The sequence below is a fragment of the Streptomyces sp. BJ20 genome (assembly GCF_022869105.1).
Lineage (GTDB): Bacteria > Actinomycetota > Actinomycetes > Streptomycetales > Streptomycetaceae > Streptomyces > Streptomyces griseoincarnatus.
This window is the reverse complement of the sequence record NZ_CP094918.1, coordinates 5,076,241-5,098,594: the sequence shown is the minus strand read 5'-3', so window position 1 is coordinate 5,098,594 and position 22,354 is coordinate 5,076,241. Positions and strand designations below refer to the sequence as shown.

Annotated in this window: 19 protein-coding genes; 13 read left to right on the top strand and 6 right to left on the bottom strand. The window is 73.4% G+C overall.

What is annotated here, in order from left to right; all coding sequences use genetic code 11:
* Nucleotides 1-98: 98 nt before the first annotated feature.
* From MTR79_RS23030 to MTR79_RS23010, 5 genes are all read left to right on the top strand, one after another.
* Nucleotides 99-1,184, top strand: coding sequence for a glycine betaine/L-proline ABC transporter ATP-binding protein (locus MTR79_RS23030; RefSeq protein WP_244791894.1), 1,086 nt, complete (start codon nt 99-101; stop codon nt 1,182-1,184).
* Nucleotides 1,177-3,798 (top strand): ABC transporter permease/substrate binding protein, encoded by a 2,622-nt coding sequence (locus MTR79_RS23025; protein WP_244791893.1) that lies wholly within the window; start codon nt 1,177-1,179, stop codon nt 3,796-3,798. Before MTR79_RS23030 ends, MTR79_RS23025 begins: the two co-directional genes overlap by 8 nt.
* A 408-nt stretch (nt 3,799-4,206) precedes the next feature.
* On the top strand, nt 4,207-4,779 hold the full coding sequence (locus MTR79_RS23020; protein ID WP_033274986.1) for an XRE family transcriptional regulator: 573 nt from the start codon (nt 4,207-4,209) through the stop codon (nt 4,777-4,779).
* Entirely contained in the window at nt 4,776-5,504 is a 729-nt protein-coding gene (locus tag MTR79_RS23015; RefSeq protein ID WP_244791892.1) for a helical backbone metal receptor, read from the top strand. Before MTR79_RS23020 ends, MTR79_RS23015 begins: the two co-directional genes overlap by 4 nt.
* A 52-nt stretch (nt 5,505-5,556) precedes the next feature.
* Nucleotides 5,557-6,492, top strand: a complete 936-nt coding sequence (locus MTR79_RS23010; RefSeq protein ID WP_244791891.1) for a LysR family transcriptional regulator — start codon at nt 5,557-5,559, stop codon at nt 6,490-6,492.
* Nucleotides 6,493-6,891: 399 nt separating this feature from the next.
* On the opposite strand, the gene MTR79_RS23005 is transcribed toward MTR79_RS23010, so the two are convergent.
* The 3 genes from MTR79_RS23005 to MTR79_RS22995 all read right to left on the bottom strand — a co-directional run bounded on the left by MTR79_RS23005 (nt 6,892) and on the right by MTR79_RS22995 (nt 9,935).
* Complete coding sequence (locus MTR79_RS23005) at nt 6,892-7,578, bottom strand: gamma-glutamyl-gamma-aminobutyrate hydrolase family protein (protein WP_086702638.1); 687 nt, start codon at nt 7,576-7,578, stop codon at nt 6,892-6,894.
* Nucleotides 7,579-7,597: 19 nt separating this feature from the next.
* Nucleotides 7,598-9,043 carry an ethanolamine permease gene (eat, locus tag MTR79_RS23000; RefSeq protein WP_086702639.1) on the bottom strand — a complete coding sequence of 482 codons (1,446 nt, stop codon included), beginning with the start codon at nt 9,041-9,043 and terminating at the stop codon, nt 7,598-7,600.
* A 157-nt stretch (nt 9,044-9,200) separates the two neighbouring features.
* Nucleotides 9,201-9,935, bottom strand: coding sequence for an FCD domain-containing protein (locus MTR79_RS22995; RefSeq protein ID WP_244791890.1), 735 nt, complete (start codon nt 9,933-9,935; stop codon nt 9,201-9,203).
* Nucleotides 9,936-10,019: 84 nt separating this feature from the next.
* Here MTR79_RS22995 and MTR79_RS22990 point away from each other — a divergent pair, with 84 nt between their 5' ends.
* The 4 genes from MTR79_RS22990 to MTR79_RS22975 are packed head-to-tail and all read left to right on the top strand — an operon-like array spanning nt 10,020 to nt 14,644.
* The gene (locus MTR79_RS22990) at nt 10,020-11,390 is read left to right on the top strand and encodes a glutamine synthetase family protein (protein WP_086702642.1); all 1,371 of its coding nucleotides are present in this window, start codon (nt 10,020-10,022) and stop codon (nt 11,388-11,390) included.
* 8 nt (nt 11,391-11,398) lie between these two features.
* On the top strand, nt 11,399-12,775 hold the full coding sequence (locus MTR79_RS22985) for an aldehyde dehydrogenase family protein (RefSeq protein ID WP_199207047.1): 1,377 nt from the start codon (nt 11,399-11,401) through the stop codon (nt 12,773-12,775).
* A 6-nt stretch (nt 12,776-12,781) separates the two neighbouring features.
* Nucleotides 12,782-13,564 (top strand): 3-oxoacyl-ACP reductase, encoded by a 783-nt coding sequence (locus MTR79_RS22980; protein WP_086702645.1) that lies wholly within the window; start codon nt 12,782-12,784, stop codon nt 13,562-13,564.
* 42 nt (nt 13,565-13,606) lie between these two features.
* Complete coding sequence (locus MTR79_RS22975; protein ID WP_189366469.1) at nt 13,607-14,644, top strand: DUF2510 domain-containing protein; 1,038 nt, start codon at nt 13,607-13,609, stop codon at nt 14,642-14,644.
* Nucleotides 14,645-14,670: 26 nt separating this feature from the next.
* Here the strand turns inward: MTR79_RS22975 and MTR79_RS22970 are convergent, their stop codons facing one another.
* A complete protein-coding gene (locus MTR79_RS22970; protein ID WP_189366468.1) occupies nt 14,671-15,873 on the bottom strand; it encodes an amino acid deaminase/aldolase in 1,203 nt (400 codons plus the stop codon).
* Nucleotides 15,874-17,192: 1,319 nt separating this feature from the next.
* On the opposite strand from MTR79_RS22970, the gene MTR79_RS22965 reads away from it, so the two are divergent.
* The gene (locus MTR79_RS22965; RefSeq protein ID WP_244793283.1) at nt 17,193-18,032 is read left to right on the top strand and encodes a hypothetical protein; all 840 of its coding nucleotides are present in this window, start codon (nt 17,193-17,195) and stop codon (nt 18,030-18,032) included.
* Complete coding sequence (gene mycP, locus MTR79_RS22960) at nt 18,029-19,192, top strand: type VII secretion-associated serine protease mycosin (protein WP_189366467.1); 1,164 nt, start codon at nt 18,029-18,031, stop codon at nt 19,190-19,192. The genes MTR79_RS22965 and mycP overlap by 4 nt, the downstream gene beginning before the upstream one ends.
* Nucleotides 19,193-19,213: 21 nt before the next feature.
* Here mycP and MTR79_RS22955 read toward each other — a convergent pair whose 3' ends face one another.
* Nucleotides 19,214-20,023, bottom strand: a complete 810-nt coding sequence (locus MTR79_RS22955) for a serine hydrolase (protein ID WP_308430284.1) — start codon at nt 20,021-20,023, stop codon at nt 19,214-19,216.
* 60 nt (nt 20,024-20,083) lie between these two features.
* Here MTR79_RS22955 and MTR79_RS22950 point away from each other — a divergent pair, with 60 nt between their 5' ends.
* Nucleotides 20,084-20,863 carry an SseB family protein gene (locus MTR79_RS22950; protein ID WP_244791889.1) on the top strand — a complete coding sequence of 260 codons (780 nt, stop codon included), beginning with the start codon at nt 20,084-20,086 and terminating at the stop codon, nt 20,861-20,863.
* A 13-nt stretch (nt 20,864-20,876) separates the two neighbouring features.
* On the opposite strand, the gene MTR79_RS22945 is transcribed toward MTR79_RS22950, so the two are convergent.
* Nucleotides 20,877-21,254, bottom strand: coding sequence for a DUF1844 domain-containing protein (locus MTR79_RS22945; RefSeq protein WP_086705465.1), 378 nt, complete (start codon nt 21,252-21,254; stop codon nt 20,877-20,879).
* A gap of 398 nt (nt 21,255-21,652) precedes the next feature.
* On the opposite strand from MTR79_RS22945, the gene infC reads away from it, so the two are divergent.
* Entirely contained in the window at nt 21,653-22,297 is a 645-nt protein-coding gene (infC, locus tag MTR79_RS22940) for a translation initiation factor IF-3 (RefSeq protein ID WP_078540917.1), read from the top strand.
* Nucleotides 22,298-22,354 lie beyond the last annotated feature (57 nt).

Below are 22,354 nucleotides of genomic sequence, written 5' to 3'. Positions count from 1 at the left end.
GCGCGGCGGCGGAACGATGCCGGTTGCTCTTTCAACCTGTCGCGGACCCTCGGTCCGCCGCGTCGCTCCGGCATCTGTCGCCGAGACGAGAGGTACGTGTGTCATCAACGCTTGAGGCCGAGCATCTGTTCAAGGTGTTCGGCAGACGACCGGACCAGGCAGTCGAACGACTGCGCAACAACACGGCGGACCGCGAGGAGCTGCGGTCCGACGGCGTCACCGCCGCCGTCATCGACGCGTCCTTCTCGGTGGAGCCGGGCGAGATCTTCGTCGTCATGGGCCTCTCGGGCTCCGGCAAGTCGACCCTGCTGCGGATGCTGAACGGTCTGCTGGAACCGACCGCCGGACACGTCCGCTTCGACGGGCAGGACCTCACCGCCCTGTCCGACCGCGAGCTGCGGGACGTCAGGTCCCGGAAGATCAGCATGGTCTTCCAGCACTTCGCGCTCTTCCCGCACCGCAGCGTCCGTGACAACGCTGCCTACGGTCTTGAAGTGCAGGGCGTGCCCCGCGCCGAGCGCGAACGCCGCGCCGACGAGGCGCTCGCCCTGTGCGGCCTGGCCGGCTGGGAGGACTCGTGGCCCGACGAGCTGTCCGGCGGCATGCAGCAGCGCGTCGGCCTCGCCCGCGCGCTCGCCACCGACGCCGACCTGCTGCTGATGGACGAGTCCTTCAGCGCCCTCGACCCGCTGATCCGCCGCGACATGCAGGACCAGCTGATCGAGCTGCAGAAGAAGCTGAAGAAGACCATCGTCTTCATCACCCACGACCTCAACGAGGCCATGCGCCTCGGTGACCGCATCGCCGTCATGCGGGACGGTCGTATCGTCCAGATCGGCACCGCCCAGGACATCCTGATCCGGCCGGCCAACGACTACGTGGCCTCCTTCACCCAGGACGTCGACCGCTCCCGCGTGCTCACCGCCCAGGCCGTGATGGACACCGAGGTGCGCGGCGACGAGGCCGACTGCGCCTGCGAGACCGCCCTGCCGGACACGTCCTTCACCGACCTGTGCGCCATCAGCGCGCGCGTGCCGCACCCGGTGGCCGTGGTGGACGACGGCGACGTCGTCGGCGTCGTGCCCCGGCAGCGTCTGGTCGGCTTCCTCGGCGACGAGGAGGCGGCCCCCGGCGTCTGCGAGAGCCCCAAGGGACAGGGCGGGAAGGTGATGGCCAATGCCTAGGATCCCGCTCGGCGACTGGGTCAACACCTCGGTCGACTGGCTGCTCGACAACCTGACCTGGCTGTTCGACTTCTTCAAGGCCGTCTTCACCGGCGCCTACGAGGGCGTCAACGCCGTCCTCCAGGCCCCGGAGCCGCTGATCCTCTGCGGGATCTTCGCGGTCATCGCCTTCTGGCTGCGGGGCACCCTCGCCGGTGTCCTCACCTTCGTCGGCTTCGCCTTCCTCGACTCCATGGAGTTGTGGGAAGACTCGATGGTGACACTGTCCCTGGTGCTCGTCGCCACCGTGATCGCCCTGGTGATCTCGGTGCCGGTGGGGATCTGGGCGGCCCGGTCCGACCGGGTCAGCGCCTTCGTACGGCCGATCCTGGACTTCATGCAGACGCTGCCGGCGATGATCTACCTCATCCCGGCGATCCTGTTCTTCGGGACCGGTTCCGCCCCCGGCATCGTCGCCACCCTGATCTTCGCGCTCGCCCCCGGCGTGCGCATGACCGAGCTGGGCATCCGGCAGGTCGACAAGGAACTCGTCGAGGCGGCCGAGGCGTTCGGCACCACGCCCCGCAACACCCTGCTGCGTGTCCAGCTCCCTCTGGCGCTGCCCACGGTGATGGCGGGCGTCAACCAGGTCATCATGCTCGGCCTGTCCATGGCGGCGATCGCCGGCATGGTCGGCACCGGCGGCCTCGGCGGCGCCGTCATCGAGGCCATCGGCCAGCTGAACATCGGCCTCGGCGCCGAGTCCGGCCTGGCCATCGTCATCCTGGCGATCTACCTGGACCGCATGACCAGCGCCCTGGGCACCCAGGTGTCGCCGCTGGGCCGCCGCGCGGCCGCCAAGGCGCGCGCCGCGCAAGGGCTCAAGATCTGGTCCTACCGTCCGCGGCCGCAGGTCGCCGTGGTCGGCATCGTCGTCCTGGCCCTGGCGGCGGGCGGCATGGGTCTGTTCGGCGGCTCCGGCGGGTCCTCCGGCACCACCGCGGACGACAAGAACGTCGGCGACGGCAAGAAGATCAGCATCGGCTACATCCCCTGGGACGAGGGGGTGGCCTCCACGTTCCTGTGGAAGGAGATCCTCGAGCAGCGCGGCTTCGAGGTCGAGGCCAAGCAGCTGGACGCCGGGCCGCTCTACACCGCGCTGGCGCAGGGCGACGTCGACTTCCAGACCGACGCCTGGCTGCCCACCACGCACGCGGAGTACTGGAAGACGTACGGCGACCGGCTCGAGGACCTCGGCACCTGGTACGAGGAGACGACTCTGGAGCTGACCGTCCCCTCGTACATGAAGGACGTCAACTCCCTCGAGGACCTCAAGGGCAAGGCCGCCGCCTTCGGCGGGAAGATCACCGGCATCGAGTCCAGCGCCGGCATGATGGGCCTGCTGAAGAGCAAGGTGCTGCCCGACTACGGCCTCGACAAGGAGTACAAGGTCGTCGACAGCTCCACCCCGGCGATGCTGGCCGAACTCAAGCGCGCCTACAGCAAGAAGGAACCGGTCGTCGTCACGCTCTGGTCGCCGCACTGGGCGTACAGCGACTACGACCTGAAGAAGCTGAAGGACCCCAAGGGCTCCTGGGGTGAGGGCGACGCGGTGCACCTGGTGTCCCGCAAGGGCTTCGCCGGTGAGAACCCGGTCGTCGGGCAGTGGCTGAAGGACTTCTCGATGAGCGAGAAGGAACTCACCAGCCTGGAGGCCGAGATCAACAAGGCCGGCAAGGGCCGTCAGCAGGAGGCCGTGCGCGCCTGGCTGAAGGGCAACCCGGACGTCGTCGACAAGCTGGCCCCCGTGAAGTCGGGTTCGGGCGGCGACACTCCCGCCGAGGCGAAGCGCGCCCTGGACGTGGCGTGGTTCCCGTGGGAGGAGGACGTCGCCGTCACCTACCTGTGGAAGAACGTCCTGGAGCGGCGCGGCTACAAGCTGAATCTCAAGCAGATGGAGGTCGGTCCGGTCTACACCGGCCTCGCGTCCGGGGACATCGACCTCAACTTCGACGCGTGGCTGCCGCACTCGCAGAAGAACTTCTACGAGCCGAACAAGGACAAGCTCACCGACCTCGGCACCTGGTACGAACCGGTGTCGCTGGAGATCTCCGTCCCGTCCTACGTCAAGGACGTCAAGTCCCTGGCGGACCTCAAGGGCAAGGCCGACCTGTTCGGCGGGCGGATCGTCGGCATCGAGGCCGGCACCGGCCAGATGGACATCCTGAAGAACAAGGTGCTGCCCGCCTACGGCCTGGACGAGGAGTACAAGGTCGTCGACGGCTCCTCGCCGGCGATGCTGGCCGAGCTCAAGCGCTCCTACGCCAAGAAGAAGCCGGTCGCGGTAACGCTCTGGTCGCCGCACTGGGCGTACAACGACTACGAGCTGACCAAGCTCGCGGACCCGAAGCGCGCATGGGGCGCGAGCAACACCATCCACACCATCGCGAGCAAGAAGTTCCCCGAGCAGTACCCGCAGCTCACCGAGTGGATCAAGGACTTCCACATGAGTGAGGACGAGCTCGGCTCCCTGGAGGCGGAGATCAAGAACCGCGGCCAGGGGCACGAGGAGGAGGCCGTCGCCGCCTGGCTCGAGGAGCATCCGGACATGGTGGAGCGGATGACGCCGCAGTAGCCGTCGCGACACCGGTCACGTCCTGCGAGGGGCGGGTCCCGGAGCGTCCCCCAGGGGCGCCCGGACCCGCCCCTCGCGCCGTCCGGAGCCGCCCCCCGCCACCGTAGGAATCCGGACAACCACAGAGCGCGAACCCCTCCCCGAACCTTCCCCGACCTCCCCGTGACCTTCCGGCGAACACGGTGAACAATGGCGGGAACACCCCTTTTCGCATCCGAGGTGTGCCGAGGGGCCCGGCGGGCGGCTGGCGTGAACTGTGAGGTCCGCACCGGCCGCACAGGACGGCGACGTGACAGGCGCCTGAAACGGTTTGCCGAACATGCGTAGGGTGCAGACAACCCAGCAGGGGAAGAGCGCCGGAACCTCGGCGGACGGGTACGACGAGCGGCGAAGGAGGGAGCCGGAGCGATGGGCGACCACAAAGAACAGCCCCTTCGGGTGGGCGCGGCCGTGCGGCGGCGACGTCGCACGCTGGACCTCACCCTCGCCGTCGTGGCCGAGCGCAGCGGTCTGTCGGTCCCGTTCCTCAGCCAGATCGAGAACGAGCGCGCGCGCCCCAGCCAGACCTCCCTGGAGAAGCTCGCCGACGCGCTGCGCACCACCGCGGTCGAACTGCTCGCCGCCGCCGACCCGGCGTGCAGCGTGGACGTCGTGCGCGCCGAGGGCACCGAGGAGTGGGCGGAGCCGCGGGTGCGGTCCCTGGTCCGCGGCCACCACCAGATGCACGCCCAGGAGTTCACCGGCGACCACGACGCCGGACGTGAACTGCAGTTCCGCAACGACCAGTTGATGTACGTCGCCGAAGGCGCCGTGGAGATCGAGGCGGAGGGGCGCGCCTACCGCCTCGGCCGCGGCGACACCCTCTACCTCACCGGCGGCGTACGGCACCGCTGGCGGGCCACGGTGCCGGAGACCCGGCTGCTGGTCGTCGCCGTCGCCGAGCACATCGAGGCGCTGCGGGACACCAAGCCGCGCCGATGAGCACTCCACGCGTGGTGTCCCTCGTCCCCTCGCTCACCGAGGCCGTGGCGATGTCGGCGCCCGGTGCCCTGATCGCGGCCACCGACTGGTGCACGCATCCGCCCGGCCTGGACGTCCCGCGCATCGGGGGCACCAAGAATCCGAAGACCGACCGGATCGCCGGGCTGGCCCCCGACCTCGTGATCGCCAACGAGGAGGAGAACCGGCCGCCCGACCTCGACGCCCTGCGCGCGGCGGGCCTCGACGTCCTGGTCACCCACGTACGGACCCTGCCGCAGGCCTTCGCCGAACTGGACCGCGTCCTGGCCGCGTGCGGGGTGCGGAGCCGGCCCGGCTGGCTGGACGCGGCGGAGGCGGCGTGGGAGGCGCCCCCGCCGTTCCCGGAGCCGCGCACGGCGGTCGTCCCGATCTGGCGCCGACCTTGGATGGTGCTCGGCCGCGACACCTTCGCGGGCGACCTGCTGGCCCGGCTCGGCGTACGCAATCTGTACGCGGACCACTCCGAACGGTATCCGCGCGTCCCGCTCGACGAGTCGCGCGCGGAACGGCCGGATCTGGTCGTCCTCCCCGACGAGCCGTACCGCTTCTCCGCCGACGACGGTCCGGAAGCCTTCCCGGGCCTCCCGTGCGCCCTGGTCGGAGGACGCCATCTCACCTGGTACGGCCCGTCGTTGACGGAGGCACCGGAGGTGCTGGGGCGGGCGTTGCGGGAGATCGGCGTCTGACGGCCGGTGCTCGAGCGGCGGGCGTGTGGCGCGCGTTGCATAAGCTGGGCTTATGAGCAGGACGGAAGACCACGGCGACGAACGGTCCGGGAACGGCGGTTCGCTCGCGCACCGGGTGCCCGACCTCGGCGCGCTCGAGCTGCTGCTCGCCGTGGCACGGGTGGGGAGCCTGGGCCGGGCCGCGCGGGAGCTGGGGATCACCCAGCCCGCCGCGAGCAGCCGGATCCGGTCGATGGAACGGCAGCTGGGCGTCGCCCTCGTCGACCGCTCACCCCGTGGGTCCCGGCTCACCGACGCGGGCGCCCTGGTCACCGACTGGGCCCGGCGGATCGTCGAGGCGGCCGAGGCGTTCGACGCGGGCGCGCAGGCGCTGCGGGACCGCCGGGACTCACGCCTGCGGGTCGCGGCGAGCATGACGATCGCCGAGTACCTGCTGCCGGGATGGCTCGTCGCGCTGCGCGCGCAGCGGCCCGACACGGCCGTGTCCCTGCTCGCCGGCAACTCGACGGCGGTCGCGGAGCGGCTGCTGGCGGGGGAGGCGGACCTCGGCTTCGTGGAAGGGCTGACGGTGCCGGCCGGACTCGACTCCGCGGTGATCGCCCACGACCGGCTGGTCGTCGTCACGGCCCCCGCGCACCCCTGGGCCCGCCGCAGAAGCCCCCTCGCGGCGGAGGAACTGGCGGCCACGCCGCTGGTCCTGCGGGAGGAGGGCTCGGGCACCCGCCAGGTGCTGGACGCGGCGCTCGGCGGACTGGCCCGCCCGCTGATCGAGCTGTCCTCGACGACGGCGGTGAAGGCGGCGGCGGTCGGCGGCGCGGGTCCCGCGGTGCTGAGCGAACTGGCGGTGGGGGAGGAGCTGGGGATGCGGCGCCTGGTCCGGATCCCGGTCCAGTCGGTCGCCCTGGCCCGCGCCCTGCGGGCGGTCTGGCCCACGGGCCACCGCCCGACGGGGCCGGCACGGGATCTGCTGTCGCTGACGCGCACCTGAGAGATCGGGCTCGCGCCCGCTGCCGGGACGAGCCGGCTCCCCTGACCGGGCCGCGCCCCCGGCGACGGGGGTGAGCGGGGCATTCGGCCGCGGTGAGGTGGAGTCCTGTAGGGGATCTCCGTGCGGTTGTGTGGGCTGCGCTTGCGGACCGGGCGGCCGGGGGTGCCGGGGTTGGTCCGGGGGATGGTGGCCTCGTCCCGGTGACGTGGGGTGGGGGCCGGGCCGCGGTGAGGTGGCGTCCTGTGGGGAATTTCCGTGTGGCTTGGTGGGCTGCGCTCGCGTACTCCCGTGGTGTCGGGGCCGGTCAGGGGTGGGGGGCGGCGGCCGGGACCCGGGCGTCGTACATGGCGTACGCCCTTGGCCGGGTCGGATTCCGGCTACCGGGGCGGCACCCGCCCGTCAGACCCCCGCCGCGGTGATCAGCGCGCGGACCACCCGTTCGTCCTCCCCCATCTCCGGGTGCCACTGCACCCCCACCACCCAAGGGCCGTCGGGCCGTTCGACCGCCTCCACCGTGCCGTCCTCCGCGTACGCGGACGGGATCAGGCCGGTGCCGAGGCGGTCGGCCGCCTGGTGGTGGTAGGTCGGGACCGACGTCTCCTCGGGGACGGCCTCCGCGTACCGCGTGCCCGGGACCGGCTTGACCGGGTGGCGGCCGAAGACGCCCGGGACCTCCGCGTGGCCGTCGATGTGCTGGACGAGCGTGCCGCCGAGGGCGACGTTCAGCAGCTGCATGCCCCGGCAGATGCCGAGCAGCGGCACGCCCCGCTCCAGGGCGGCCCGGATCAGCGCCAGCTCCCAGGCGTCCCGGGCCCGTGCCGGAGGCCCCGTGCGCGGGTCGGGCTCGGCGCCGTAGTGGACGGGCTCCACGTCCGGGCCGCCCGCGATCACCAGGCCGTCCAGGCGGGCCACGGCCGCCGCCGCGTGTTCCGGCGCGTCCGGCGGGAGCATCGCCGCCAGCCCGCCCGCCCGCTGCACCAGTCGTGGGTAGCCGGCCGGCAGCAGCGCCGCGTCCAGCTGCCACACGCCCCACCGCACGCCCGACTCCGCGTACGTACTGATGCCGATCAGTGGCCTGCCCGACACCCGGGCACCTCCCTCTTCCTCAGTCCCGCGCCAGCTCCGCCTCGGCCGCCGCCAGCGCGGCGAACTCCTCCTCAGGCGCCTTCGCCACCAGGTGCTTGCGGCTGTACAGCCCGAAGTACGCCAGCGCCACGACGTACACCGCCAGCGCGATGAACGCCGCCGTCACGTCCACCAGGAACGTCGCCACCAGCGCCGCGCAGGCCAGCACCAGCGCCACCGACGAGGTCAGCACCCCGCCCGGCGTCCGGTACGGCCGCGGCAGCTCCGGCTCCCGGCGCCGCAGCACGATGTGCGACAGCGACATCAGCGCATAGGAGATCGTCGCACCGAACACGGCGATGTTCAGCATCCGCGCCCCGTTGCCCGTGCTCGCGGCCAGCGCGAACCCGATCGCGCCCGGGACCACCAGACCGAGGTACGGCGCCCGGCGGCTGCTGGTCAGGGACAGGAAGCGGGGCAGGTAACCCGCCCGGGACAGGGCGAACAGCTGCCGCGAACCCGCGTAGATCAGCGAGAAGAACGAGGCGATGAGCCCCGCGAGTCCCGCGTAGTTCACGATCCTGCTCAGCACCGTCGCCTCGCCGTCCGGCTGGAGCGCCTCGACCAGAGGGTTGCCCGCGTCCTGGATCGCGTTCGAGCCGCGCGCCCCGGCCGCCGTGAAGAAGGTCATCAGGGCCAGCACCACCAGGATGCCCATCGACCAGCGGATCGCGCGCGGCAGCGTACGGGCCGGCTCCCGGGTCTCCTCGGCGGCCAGCGGCACGCCCTCCACGCCCAGGAAGAACCACATGCCGAACGGGAACGCCGCCCAGATGCCGAGCAGCCCCATCGGCAGCCAGGAACTGGCGCCCAGCGCCGAGGAGTCCACCGGGATGTCGTCCAGCGACGACGCGTCGAACTCGGGCAGCGCCGCCAGCGCGAACACCACCAGCGCGGCCACCGCGACACCGGTGACGACGAAGCTGAAGCGCAGGGCCTCGCCCACGCCCCACAGGTGGATACCGATGAAGACGATGAAGCAGGCGAGGTACACCGGCCAGCCCGACTCCAGGCCGAACAGACCGAGCGACTCGACGTAGTCGCCGATGAAGATGGAGATCGCGGCCGGCGCGAGGACGTACTCGATGAGGATGGCCGTGCCGGTGAGGAAGCCGCCCCAGGGGCCGAGCGCCCGGCGGGCGAAGCCGTAGCCGCCGCCCGCCGTGGGCAGGACCGACGACAGCTCGGCGAGCGCGAACACCATGCAGGTGTACATGACGCCCATCAGGACCATGGCGATCGCCAGGCCCCCGAAGCCGCCCTCGGCCAGGCCGAAGTTCCAGCCGGAGTAGTCGCCGGAGACCACGTAGGCGACGCCGAGGCCGGTCAGCAGCAGCCAGCCCGCGCTGCCCCGGCGCAGTTTCCGGCGCTCCAGGTAGTCGTCGGGCTCACCGGCGGGTTCACGGGATGCGGATGGAAGGCTCACGGCACGGCTCCCCAGGAGGCGGTGTGGCGCGGAAGATGGTAATGGAACGGATCCAGACCTTTGTGGGCCCATACCTTCGTGGCGCACCCGACGTGAGCGCAACCCCCGTGCGTTAAGCCGCGGTAAACCCTCCCCCGGACCCGCCGCGCGCCACACGTCAGGCGAGGAACCCCCGCAGGAGCGCCGCAGTACCCGCACAGTGCTCCCGCATCACCTCGCGCGCCCCGTCCGCGTCCCCCTCGAGGACCGCCTCCACCAGCGCCGCGTGCTGCCGCTGCGAGTGCTCCAGGTTGCGCACCAGCAGCGGGATGCAGTCCAGCAGATCGTTCACCGTCGCCCGGACGGCCGCGTACTGCGCGGTCAGCGTCGGCGAGCCGGACAGCTCCGCCAGGGTGAGGTGGAACAGCGTGTCGGCCCGCCGGTAGTCGCCCAGCGGCGCCTCCTGCGTGCCCGCCAGCGCCTCCCGCAGCCGCCCCGCCTGCCCGTCCGTCAGCCCGTGCGCCGCGCACAGCCCGGCCGCGCCCACCTCAAGCACCTCCCGGAAGCGCAGCACGTCCTCGATGTCCACCTCGGCGATCCGCCGCCGCAGCTCCTCCTCGCCGGCGTCCGTCGCGCGGGGCAGCACGAACGTCCCGCCGTACCGGCCGCGCCGCGACTCCACCAGGCCCTGGTCCTGGAGCACCTTCAGCACCTCGCGCAGCGTCACCCGGCTGATCCCCAGCCGCTCCGCCAGCTCCCGCTCGGCGGGCAGCCGCTCCCCGTCCGCCACCAGACCCAGCCGCACCACCTGGAGGATCTGCTCCAGCGCCTCCTCGAAGCCGTTGCCAGCACGGACCTGCCGCAGCACCGGCGCCAGCCGGTCCCCGACCGCGCCGACCGCATCCTCCGGCATCTGGTCGTGCCCCCTTCCCAAGCAATGGTTCCCGGCAATACCTTATGGCTCCCGGCTGACCGAAGAAGCCCAGGAGGCCCTCCCGTGGCAGACCGCACACCCCCGCTTCCCGTCGAGGAGCTGCACGCCCTCGTCGCGGGCGGCGAGATCGACACTGTCGTCCTGGCCTTCCCCGACATGCAAGGCCGCCTCCAGGGCAAGCGGTTCGCCGCCCGCTTCTTCCTCGACGAGGTCCTCCACCACGGCACCGAGGGCTGCAACTACCTGCTCGCCGTCGACGCCGACATGAACACCGTCGACGGCTACGCCATGTCCTCCTGGGAGACCGGCTACGGCGACTTCGCCATGTACCCGGACCTGGACACGCTGCGCCGCCTCCCCTGGAACGAGGGCACCGCGATGGTCGTCGCCGACCTCGCCTGGGCCGACGGCTCCCCGGTGGCCGCCGCGCCCCGGCAGATCCTGCGCCGGCAGCTCGACCGGCTCGCCGCCCTCGGCTACACCGCCCAGGTCGGCACGGAGCTGGAGTTCATCGTCTTCAAGGACACCTACGAGCAGGCCTGGGACGCCGGCTACCGCGGCCTCACCCCGGCCAACCAGTACAACGTCGACTACTCGGTACTCGGCACCGGACGCATCGAGCCCCTGCTGCGCCGCATCCGCAACGAGATGGCCGGCGCCGGCCTCACCGTCGAGTCGGCCAAGGGCGAGTGCAACCCCGGCCAGCACGAGATCGCCTTCCGCTACGACGAGGCCCTGGTCACCTGTGACCAGCACTCCGTCTACAAGACCGGGGCCAAGGAGATCGCCGCCCAGGAGGGCGTCTCGATCACCTTCATGGCCAAGTACAACGAACGCGAGGGCAACTCCTGCCACATCCACCTCTCGCTCGCCGACCTCGGCGGCGAGAGCGCCATGCCGGACTCCCCGGAGGACCCGGACAGCATGTCCGAGGTGATGCGGCACTTCCTCGCCGGACAACTCGCCGCGCTCCGCGAGTTCTCCCTGCTCTACGCCCCGCACATCAACTCCTACAAGCGGTTCCAGCCGGGCTCCTTCGCCCCCACCGCCGTCGCCTGGGGCCACGACAACCGCACCTGCGCGCTGCGCGTCGTCGGCCACGGCCGCTCCCTGCGCTTCGAGAACCGGCTGCCCGGCGGCGACGTCAACCCCTACCTCGCCGTGGCCGGCATGGTCGCCGCAGGCCTGTACGGCGTCGAGCAGCGCCTCGAACTGCCCGACCCCTGCGCGGGCAACGCCTACTCGGCCGGTTTCGACCACGTCCCCACCACGCTGCGCGAGGCCGCCGAGCTGTGGGAGCGCAGCGAGATCGCCAAGGCGGCCTTCGGCGAGGAGGTCGTCGCCCACTACCGCAACATGGCGCGCGTCGAGATCGACGCCTTCGACGCCGCGGTCACCGACTGGGAGCTGCGCCGCTCCTTCGAACGCATGTGAGGCCCCGAGTGTCCGACCAGTCCGCCGAGCTCCAGGTGCGCAACCCCGCCACCGAGGAGGTCATCGCCACCGTCCCGGCCGCGAGCCCCGCCGACGTGGACGCCGCCGTCACCCGCGCGTCCCGCGCGCAGACCGCCTGGGCCGCCCTCGCGCCGGGCGACCGCGCCCGTCTGCTGCGCCGGTTCGCCGCCGCCGTCGACGACCACGTCGAGGAACTCGCCCGGCTGGAGGTCCGCGAGGCCGGCCACACCCTGGGCAACGCCCGCTGGGAGGCGGGCAACGTCCGCGACCTGCTCGACTACGCGGCCGGGGGAGTGGAACGCCTCACCGGCCGGCAGATCCCCGTGCCGGGCGGCGTCGACGTCACCTTCCTCGAACCGCTCGGCGTCGTCGCCGTCATCGCGCCCTGGAACTTCCCCATGCCCATCGCGGCCTGGGGCACCGCCCCCGCCCTCGCCGCCGGCAACGCGGTCCTCCTCAAACCCGCCGAGACCACCCCCCTCACCGCCCTGCGCCTCGCGGAACTCGCCCTGGAGGCCGGACTCCCCGAGGGGCTGTTCCAGGTACTGCCCGGTCACGGCGCGGTCGCCGGGAACGCCCTCGTCGAACATCCCGGCGTCGCCAAGATCGTGTTCACCGGGTCCACGGCCGTCGGCAAGCAGGTGTGGGCCAAGGGCGCCGCGCACCTCAAGCGGGTCACCCTCGAACTCGGCGGCAAGAGCCCCAACATCGTCTTCGCCGACGCCGACCTGGAGGCCGCCGCGGCCGCCGCCCCCCTGTCCTTCCTCGACAACGCCGGACAGGACTGCTGCGCCCGCACCCGCGTCCTCGTCGAACGCTCCGCCCACGACCGCTTCCTGGAGCTGCTCGCCCCCGCGATCGAGGGCGTCCGCGTCGGCGACCCCGGCCGCGACGAGGACGTCGACATGGGCCCGCTGATCTCCCGTACCCAGCTCGACCGTGTCCGCTCCTACGTCCCCGACCACCTCGACGGCATCCGCGGCAAGGCACCCGAGGGCCCCGGCTACTGGTTCCCGCCCACCGTCCTCACCGGCGTCCGCCCCGAGGACCGGGTCGCCGTCGAGGAGGTGTTCGGGCCCGTCGCGGTCGTCCTCCCCTTCGACGACGAGGCCGACGCCGTCCGCCTCGCCAACGCCACCGACTACGGACTCGCCGGCTCCCTGTGGACCCGGGACGTCGGCCGAGCCCTGCGTGTCTCCCGCGCCGTGCGCGCCGGGAACCTGTCCGTCAACTCCCACGCGAGCGTCCGCTACTGGACCCCCTTCGGCGGGTTCAAGCAGTCCGGCGTGGGCCGCGAGCTGGGCCCGGACGCCCTGACCGCCTTCACCGAGACCAAGAACGTCTTCATCAGCACGGAGGCCTGACCGCACATGAGCGAGGACATCATCTGCCGCCGCCTGACCGGCCGCACCGCCGTCGTCACCGGAGCCGGCAGCGGCATCGGGCTCGCCTCCGCGCGCCGCCTCGCCTCCGAGGGGGCGAACGTGGTCTGCGCGGACGTCGACGAGGTGCGCGGCAAGGCCGCCGCCGAGGAGACCGGCGGGATCTTCGTGAACACCGACGTCACCGACCCCGAGCAGGTCGAGGCGCTGTTCCGCACCGCGTACGAGACGTACGGCAGCGTGGACGTCGCGTTCAACAACGCGGGCATCTCGCCGCCCGACGACGACTCCATCCTCGAGACCGGCCTGGAGGCGTGGAAGCGGGTCCAGGAGGTCAACCTCACCTCCGTCTACCTGTGCTGCAAGGCCGCCATCCCTTATATGCGGGAGCAGGGCAGGGGCTCCATCATCAACACCGCGTCCTTCGTGGCCCGGATGGGCGCGGCCACCTCGCAGATCTCGTACACCGCCTCCAAGGGCGGCGTGCTCGCCATGTCCCGTGAGCTCGGCGTGCAGTTCGCCCGGGAGGGCATCCGGGTCAACGCGCTGTGCCCCGGACCGGTCAACACCCCGCTGCTCCAGGAGCTGTTCGCCAAGGACCCGGAGCGGGCCGCGCGCCGGCTGGTGCACATCCCGCTCGGCCGGTTCGCCGAGGCCGAGGAGATCGCCGCCGCCGTCGCGTTCCTGGCCAGTGACGACTCGTCCTTCGTCAACGCGACCGACTTCCTCGTCGACGGCGGCATCTCGGGGGCGTACGTCACACCCCTGTAGAGCCCGTCCCACGGGGACGGCGCCCGTCGTTACAGTGCCTGGATGAGCGTGACGCCCCCGCCCGGCTGGTACCCCGACCCCCACGCCCCGCACCTGGAGCGCTGGTGGGACGGCACGGCCTGGACCGAGCACCGGCGCACGCCGGCGTCCGGTTCCGCGCCGGCGGCCGGGGCGGGGGCGGGCGGCTTCGGTGCGCCGAGCGCCCTTCATACGCCGAACGCGCCCGGTGCGCCGGGGCCGTACGGGGCGGCGGGCGGCTACGGTCCTCCGGCCGTGCCCGGCCGTGGCGGCTCAGGCGGCTCGGGCGGGTCCGGCGGGGCCAAGGCCGTCGCGCTGACCGCCGCCGGGGCCGTGCTGGTCGCCGCCGTCGTCGCCGGGGCCGTGGCACTCACCCGTGACGACGAGGACCCCGAGGCCCGCACCGGTCCCGGCCCGACCGCCCCCGCGCCCACGACGGAGTCCACGCGGCCGTCACCCTCGCCGTCCGTCTCCGAGCCCGCGCCGGAGGACGAGGGCGTGGTCGTGGACGAGCTGAACGGCGTCACCTTCCCGCTCCTCGACGGCTGGGTCCGCCCCCGGCACGTGGTGGAGAAGGACGCCGTCATGACCACCGACGGCACCCACGACTGCCCCGGTGAGGGCTCCCTCTGCCGCGGCGGCATGGTCGTCTCCCGCACGGTGACCGCCACCGACGAGTCCTCGTCCCGCGTACTCGCCGAGGCGGACATCCCCGAGGCCGCCGAGGAGGCCTTCGACGAGGACGCCCTCGGCAACCGGCCCTACGGCGGCATGAAGTCCCACCAGGTCGTCAAGGCGGGGCCCGTCGCGGTGGCGGGCCGCGCCGGCTACCTGGTGCGCTGGCGGGTGACCACCGCCAAGGGCCCCGGCGGCTACGTCCAGTCCCTCGTCTTCCCGTCCAGCGTCGGTACCGAGTCCCCGGTCCTCGTCCGGTTCGTCTTCGAGGCGGGCCCGGACGGGCCGCCCGTGGCCGACATGGACCGCATCACCAGGGGCATCCGCTCCACCGCCGACCAGACGTCCGGCGGCGGTGTCGGCAGCAGCATCGGTCCGACCGGCTGAGCGGCCACGGAGCGGGCGCGGCGCGGCTACAGGAAGGTGTGTCCCTCACCCCGGTACGTCGGCACGGTCGCCGTCACGGCGTCCCCCTCCACCAGGTGCAGCGTGTCGAACCGCTCGCACAGCTCGCCCGCCTTGGCGTGCCGGAACCACACCTTGTCGCCGATCAGCAGATCGTCCGCGACCGGCCCCAGCAGCGGCGTCTGCACCTCGCCCGCCCCCTCCTGCGGGTCGTAGCGCAGCCCCTCCGGCAGATACGGCACCGGCAGCCGGTCCGCGCCGGACGCGCCGGACGCCGGGTAGCCGCCGCCCAGCACCGTCACCACGCCGACCCCGGGCCGTCGCACCACCGGCAGGGCGAACAGCGCGGCCGGACGCCCCGTGAACGACGTGTAGTTGTCGAACAGCCGCGGTACGTAGAGACCCGAACCGGCCGCGATCTCGGTCACCGCGTCCTCGGCCGCCGTGTGCTGCACACTGCCCGTGCCGCCGCCGTTGACGAACTCCAGGTCCGGCACGACCTCCCGGACCGCCCGCACCACCGCGGCCCGCCGCTCGGCGAGTTCGCGGCGCGCGGCCGCCTGCATCAGCCGCACCGCGCGGGACCGCAGCGGCCTCCCGGCCACCGCGTCCCCGACCCCGGCCACATGGCCCTCGTACGCCATGATCCCGACGACCTTGAACCCCGGCCGGCGCACCACCGCGCGGGCCACCTCGGCGACCTGGGCGGGGGAGTGCAGCGGGGAGCGGCGGGCGCCGATCCGCACCCGCCCGCCGAGCAGCTTCAGCGCGGTGTCCAACTCCAGGCACACGCGCACCACTTCACTGCCGCCGGCCCGCGCCGCGTCGATCAGGTCCAGCTGCGCCGGATCGTCGATCATCACGGTGACGGCGGCGGCCAGCTTGGGATCGGCGGCGAGTTCGGCGTACCCGGCGCGGTCGGCGGACGGATAGGCGAGGAGGACGTCGTCGAAACCGGAGCGGGCCAGCCACAGCGACTCGGCGAGCGTGAACGACATGATCCCCGCGAAACCCTCGCGGGCCAGGACGCGTTCGAGCAGCGCCCGGCAGCGCACGGACTTGCTGGCGACCCGGATCGGCTTGCCCCCGGCACGGCGGACCAGATCCTCCGCGTTGGCGTCGAAGGCGTCCAGATCCACGATCGCGACGGGGGCGTCGAGCTGTGCGGTGGCCCGGTCGTAACGGGCCCGGTCGGCGGCGCGCGCAGTCATGACCGCAGCCTGCCAGACCGGATTACCGCAGGGTAGGGGGACGTTCCGGGCAGATGCCGCGGGCCTGTGGACTGGTTCCCGTTCGGCGTGCCGCACGCCGTAGAGTGACGCGCACGCACGGCGGTACGGGGCCGGCCCGGTCGTCCGGGCGGGATGACGCGCCGGTCGTGCGGGTATCTGTGCCCGGGACGCGTCCGCGCCGGGCCACCTGGCAGCGACGCACCGGCCGCGGACGACGAGGACCGGCCCGGGCACGAGGAAACGGGGGGTGCATGAGCACGGAAGCGCGCCGCGCCTCCCTCCCCCCGCGCCCGCCCCACGCCCCCCGCACCGCAGGCAACCCGGGGCCGTTCGACCCCAGGACCCCGCTGGACGACACCGCCTCGCCGCAGGCGGACCGGCCCGCCTCCGACGACACGGGCGCCGCCGACAAGGACCGCGCCGAAGCTCGGCGCCCCGGGCCTGGCTCGTCCGGCGCGTGGGAGGCGGGTACGGCGGCGGGTGACAGCACGACGACGCCCGGGGCGTCCGCCGACGCGCCTTGCGCGGACGCGGCCCGCCCGGAGCGGCCGCACCGGCCGTCCGGCACCGACGACGGCACGAGCACCGTCGGCCCCCGACGCCCCGTGCCCGACGGCACCCCCCGGCCCGCGGCCCCCGCCGAGCCGACGCACCGCCCGACGCCGCCCGCCGCGCCCGACGCGCGCCGCACGGGCGCGGTCCCGGCGCGTCCTGGCACGGGCGGAGCGGACTCCGCCGAGCGGCCGTACCGCGCGGTCGGCGAGGGCCCTACCGGTCGCGCGGCGACGCCCACCGGGTCCGACGTGCTCGGCACAGGCTCCGCCGAGCGGCCGTATCGCCCGGTCGGCGAGGGCCCCACGGGCCGCCCGGTCACGTCCGACGCGCGCCGCACGGACGCGGTTTCGGCGGAACCTACGTATCGTCCTGGCACGCACGGCACGGACTCCGCCGAGCGGCCGTACCCCCTGGTCGGCGACGGAACCCCCGCCCCCGGCGACACACCCCAACGCCCCGTCCCCGGGGCGCGCCCCCGTTTTCCCCGGATCGGGGCCGACGGCCCCGACCGCGCCGCGCCGCCGCCGCGGGCCTCCGCGCGGTTCCCGGACGCGCCGCCCACCGTCGGGCGGGGCGTGTCCGCGCCCCCCGGCGTCGGGCAGCGCGTGTCCCAGACGCCGCCCGCACCCTCCGCGCCGCCGCGGCCCGCGCACCGGCCCCGTACGGAAACCCCCTCCGAGACGACCACCCGGCTGCGCCCCGTCCCGGCCCAGCCGGACCCCGCGTTGTCCTGGAGTGCGCCCATGTCCCCGGGCGGCGTCCCGGGCGCGGGGCGTCCCGCCTCCGTGTCCTTCGGGGAACCCGAGAGGCGGCCCCGCCCGTTCGCCCGCCGCACCCGCGGCCAGGTCGTCGCCGCGGCCGTCTGTCTCGTGCTCGGCACGGGGCTGATCGGCGGCGCCGTCACCGGCGCCTGGCTCGCCGACGGGCCCGAGGGCCCAGGCACCCGGCACGCCTTCGCGGTCGCGGGCGACCTGTGGCACGAGGTGCCCGTCGACCAGCTGTTCCCGCCCACCGTGCAGGGCCGGGGCGCGGGCCCCGGGGAGGCCGACCGCGTCTGGACGCGCATCGCCGTCGCCCCCGACAGCGGCTGCAAGGGCGCCTTCGACGCCCTGCTCACCCGCGCCCTCGCCCCCGTCGGCTGCGAGCGCCTGCTCCGCGCCACTTACACCGACGCCACGCAGAGCCACGTCACCACCGTCGGCCTGTTGTTCACCGAGGCCGACGCGGCCGGCATGGGGGCCCTCGCCCGCCGCTTCGAGCGCGAACGACTGGACCGCCGCGGCGACCTGATGCCGCTGCCCTACGCGGCGAAGGACACCGCGGCCGAGGGCTTCGGCCCCGACCAGCGGGCCTCCTGGGCGATCTCCGTCCTCACCGACGCCCCCGTCGTCGTCTACGCCGTCTCCGGCTGGGCCGACGGCCGGACCGTCGACGAGCCGCAGCCCGCCGAGGACGCCATGCGGTCCGGAGCCACCACCGCCCCCGCCCAGGCGGGCCTTGGCCACGAGGCCCGCGGTCTCGCCGACCGCTTCGAACGCGCCCTGCGCCAGCGGGCCGGCACCCCCACGGAGCGTCCGTCATGAGGAAGCGCCCCGCCGCCCTCGGCGGCCTGCTCGCCGCGGCCCTCGTCCTGGTCCCCGCGACCACCGCGCACGCCGACACCATCCGCGACCGGCAGTGGGCCCTGGACGCCCTGCACGCCGACCAGGTGTGGCCCACCACGCGCGGTGCGGGGGTCACCGTCGCCGTCCTGGACACAGGCGTCGAGGCCGACCACCCCGACCTCGACGGCAACGTCCTCCCCGGCAAGGACCTCGTCGGCTTCGGCGCGCGCGAGGGCGACGAGGCGTGGGCCCGCCACGGCACCGCCATGGCCGGCATCATCGCCGGTCACGGGCACGGCCCGGGCAACGGCGACGGCGTCCTGGGCGTCGCCCCCGAGGCGAAGATCCTCCCCGTCCGCGTCATCCTCGAGGACAAGGACCCGGCCCGCGCCAAGGCCCGCAGCACCCGCGGCAACGCCCTCGCCGAAGGCATCCGCTGGGCCGCCGACCACGGCGCCGACGTCATCAACCTCTCCCTCGGCGACGACTCCGCCTCCGCGCACCCGGAGGAGGGCGAGGACGGGGCGATCCAGTACGCCCTGCGCAAGGGCGTCGTCGTCGTGGCCTCCGCCGGCAACGGCGGCGAGAAGGGCGACCGGATCTCCTACCCGGCGGCCTACCCGGGCGTCATCGCCGCCACCGCCGTCGACCGCTACGGCACCCGCGCCCCCTTCTCCACCCGCCGCTGGTACGCCACGGTCAGCGCCCCCGGGGTCGACGTGATCATCGCCGACCCCGACCACAAGTACTACGAGGGCTGGGGCACCAGCGCCGCCGCCGCGTTCGTCTCCGGAGCCGTCGCCCTGGTCAAGGCCGCCCACCCGGACCTGACCCCGGCGCAGATCAAGCGGCTCCTGGAGGACACCGCCCGCAACGCGCCCGCCGCAGGCCGCGACGACTCGCGCGGCTTCGGGTTCATCGACCCGGCCGCCGCGATCGAGGCCGCGGGCCGTCTGAAGCCGGAGGGCCTGAAGGCGGCGGCGTACGGCGACGAGTACTTCGGCCCGGGCCCGGCCGCCGACAGTCCCGGCGACGACACCGCCGACTGGGCCGCGCCCCTCGCGGGGGGCGCCGGCGGCGTCCTCCTGGTCGCGGCGGTCGTGCTGTGGCGGGGGCGCAGGGAGAGTGACACGTTCTGACTGCGCCGGGCGCCTGCTGGTTCAGTCCGCCCCGCCACGAGGGGGTGGTGGCGCCGCGTTGGCGGGTGCGGGTAGTGCGTGGCTGGTCGCGCAGTTCCCCGCGCCCTTGAGGGGCGCTGCTGCCACCGCCCCAGCTGCGGGCATTCGTGCCGCCGGGGCGGCACGGGTGGGCGCAGCGGCACCTCCGCAGTGCCGCACCGCGTCCCGCGCCGCCTCCTCCACCCGTGCCACCCCCTCCGCCATCGACGCGTGGCCGTCCGACAGCACCGCCACCGTGTACACGCGCCCGCCCACGGTCACGCACCCCGTGCTGTTCACCACCCACAGGCCGGTCGCGTCCCGCGGCAGCCAGCCGTTCTTCACGGCCCACCGCGTGCCCGGGTCGGCCAGGGCCGGCACACCCCACGCCTGTTCCGGCACGACCCGCTCCATCAACTCCCGCACGTACGCCCGTGCGTCCCCCGGTGCGAAAACCTGCCGCAGCAGCCTCACCCGGTCCGCGGCCGTCGTCCGGGTCAGGCCCCAGCGCGCGTCGGCCACGGTGCGGGTGAGGCCGAGCCGGGCGTTCGCCGCGTCCAGCCCCGCCGCCCGCCCCACCACCTGCCACAGCGCCGTCGCCGCGTCGTTGTCGCTGCGTACGATCATCGCCTCCGCGTGCGCCCGCTCGGCGGCGGTGAGCTCACGCTCCGCGTCCCGCGCGGTCAGCAGCAGCGCGGTCAGGATGTCCACCTTCACCACGCTCGCGGTCACGAAGACGCCCCCTCCCGAGGCGTACGTCTCCCCGTCCGCCAGGTCCAGCGCCGCCGCCGACACCCTCGGTCCGTCCGTCACCCCGCGCTCCCTCCCGCCCGCGTCCGGGCGTCCCGCCCACGGCCGCTAAGGTCGGTGACCGTGGCGAACAAGAACATTCCCGACTCCCCCTTCCGCGACGACGACGGAACCGCCGACCCCCGGCTGAGCGCCGCGCTCGCCGCCTGGGCGGAGGACGGCAACGCCGTCGGCCCGGTCCTGGAAGCCCTCAAGGACGCCCGCCTGCTCGTGCCTGTGGTGGCCGTGCTCGGCGAGGTGGAGGAAGACGACGAAGAGGGGCGCGAAGCTCCTCGGAAGGGTGGCGGCGGGCGACGGGGGGGCGGGCTGCGCCGCGAGAAGACCAGCGACATGGCCGTACCGACCCTGAAGGCCGGAGGCCGCAAGGCGCTGCCCGCCTTCACCTCCACCGACTCCCTGACCCGCTGGGACCCGGCGGCCCGCCCCGTCGCCGTACCGCTGCACCAGGCTCTCCAGGCCGCCGCGCACGAGGAGGCGGACACGGTCGTCCTCGACCTGGCGGGCCCGGTGCCGTTCGAACTGACCGGGCCCACGCTGCTCGCCCTCGCCGAGGGCCGCACCAGCACCGACCCGCTGAAGGACCCCGCCGTCGTCGAGGCCGTACGGGACGCCGTCGCCGCCGAGCCCTCCGTGGTCCGCGCCCACCTCGGGCCGGGACAGGCCGACGGCACCCTCGCCCTGGTCTTCGACCCGTCCGTGCCGGTCCCCGAGGCCGCCAGGGCCGTCGCGCAGCGGCTCGCCGCCGACGAAACGCTGAGGGCCCGCCTGGTGCGCGGTCTCGACCTGGCAGTCCTGCCGGCCGAGGCCATGCCTCCCGGCGAGCCCTTGTACGTACGTCGGTGATGCAGACGAGCCGTCAGCCGTAGACCGCGCCCGTGTACTTCTCGCCCGGCCCCTTGCCCGGCTCGTCCGCGACCAGGGAGGCCTCGCGGAAGGCGAGCTGCAGCGACTTCAGGCCGTCCCGCAGCGGTGCCGCGTGGAACGAGCTGATCTCGGTCGCCGAGGCGTCCAGCAGACCGGCCAGCGCGTGCACCAGCTTGCGGGCCTCGTCCAGGTCCTTGTGCTGGTCGCCCTCCTCGGTCAGACCGAGCTTCACGGCGGCGGCGCTCATCAGGTTGACGGCGACCGTCACGATCACCTCGACCGCAGGGACCTCCGCGATGTCGCGGGCCATGGCGTCGAAGTCGGGGCTGCCGGGGGTCTCGGGGGTGTCCGAGGGGGAGGTCTCACTCATGCCCCACACGATAGGCGCAGCCCGGCGCGCTCCCGACGCCAGGAGCCGGGCGGACGGCCGGTTGGTACCGGTCTCCGGGAGCTGCTAACCTGGTGTAACGACCGGTCGGACCCGCATGTCTCACGGCACGCGAGCCCGGCCCACAAGTGGAGGCTTTCGAACTCCCACCTGGCCGCTCTCAGGGCGGCGGGTCACCGGTCAGGCAGATCCCGTCCCCGAGTCGGTGGTCGGCCCGAAAGCGCGCCCCGCGGTCCCCGTGGCGGTGCTCCGGTAGTTCGAGGAGCCCCGTCTGTGATCGTCCGGGGCATTTTTCGTGTCTCGGCGCGGTTAGGTCTAACGAATACAGACGTTACGCGGCTGTCCGCCAGACCGTCGCGTGGTGCTACCGAGGAGGATCCATCAGCGCCGAGCCCCGCATCAACGACCGGATTCGCGTTCCCGAGGTGCGACTTGTCGGTCCCAGCGGCGAGCAGGTCGGGATTGTCCCGCTTGCCAAGGCCCTGGAGCTTGCGCAGGAGTACGACCTCGACCTCGTGGAGGTCGCGGCGAACGCCCGTCCGCCCGTGTGCAAGCTCATGGACTACGGGAAGTTCAAGTACGAGTCGGCCATGAAGGCCCGTGAGGCGCGCAAGAACCAGGCGCACACGGTCATCAAGGAGATGAAGCTCCGGCCGAAGATCGACCCGCACGACTACGACACCAAGAAGGGTCACGTCGTCCGGTTCCTCAAGCAGGGCGACAAGGTCAAGATCACGATCATGTTCCGTGGTCGCGAGCAGTCCCGGCCGGAGCTCGGTTACCGGCTTCTGCAGCGACTCGCGGAGGACGTGGCCGACCTCGGGTTCGTGGAGTCGAACCCGAAGCAGGACGGCCGCAACATGATCATGGTTCTCGGTCCGCACAAGAAGAAGACCGAGGCGATGGCCGAGGCCCGCCAGGCACAGGAAGCCCGCAAGGCAGAAGCGAAGGCCAACCCCGGCAAGTCGCAGAACGCCGCCGACGCGGACTCCGTCCAGGCGGCCGAGGAGCCGGCCGAGGCGTGACTCCCCGGGGCGCGAGCCCCAGGAAGTAACCAGACACAAGTACGACGCTCCACCGTG

Coding starts and splice junctions, on each gene's coding strand:
- MTR79_RS22965 (WP_244793283.1), top strand. CDS start 17,193: ATGTCCCCGGGCGGCGTCCCGGGCGCGGGGCGTCCCGCCTCCGTGTCC.
- MTR79_RS22945 (WP_086705465.1), bottom strand. CDS start 21,254: ATGAGTGAGACCTCCCCCTCGGACACCCCCGAGACCCCCGGCAGCCCC.
- MTR79_RS22995 (WP_244791890.1), bottom strand. CDS start 9,935: ATGCCGGAGGATGCGGTCGGCGCGGTCGGGGACCGGCTGGCGCCGGTG.
- MTR79_RS23020 (WP_033274986.1), top strand. CDS start 4,207: ATGGGCGACCACAAAGAACAGCCCCTTCGGGTGGGCGCGGCCGTGCGG.
- mycP (WP_189366467.1), top strand. CDS start 18,029: ATGAGGAAGCGCCCCGCCGCCCTCGGCGGCCTGCTCGCCGCGGCCCTC.
- MTR79_RS22980 (WP_086702645.1), top strand. CDS start 12,782: ATGAGCGAGGACATCATCTGCCGCCGCCTGACCGGCCGCACCGCCGTC.
- MTR79_RS23010 (WP_244791891.1), top strand. CDS start 5,557: ATGAGCAGGACGGAAGACCACGGCGACGAACGGTCCGGGAACGGCGGT.
- MTR79_RS22975 (WP_189366469.1), top strand. CDS start 13,607: ATGAGCGTGACGCCCCCGCCCGGCTGGTACCCCGACCCCCACGCCCCG.
- MTR79_RS23025 (WP_244791893.1), top strand. CDS start 1,177: ATGCCTAGGATCCCGCTCGGCGACTGGGTCAACACCTCGGTCGACTGG.
- MTR79_RS23015 (WP_244791892.1), top strand. CDS start 4,776: ATGAGCACTCCACGCGTGGTGTCCCTCGTCCCCTCGCTCACCGAGGCC.
- MTR79_RS22970 (WP_189366468.1), bottom strand. CDS start 15,873: ATGACTGCGCGCGCCGCCGACCGGGCCCGTTACGACCGGGCCACCGCA.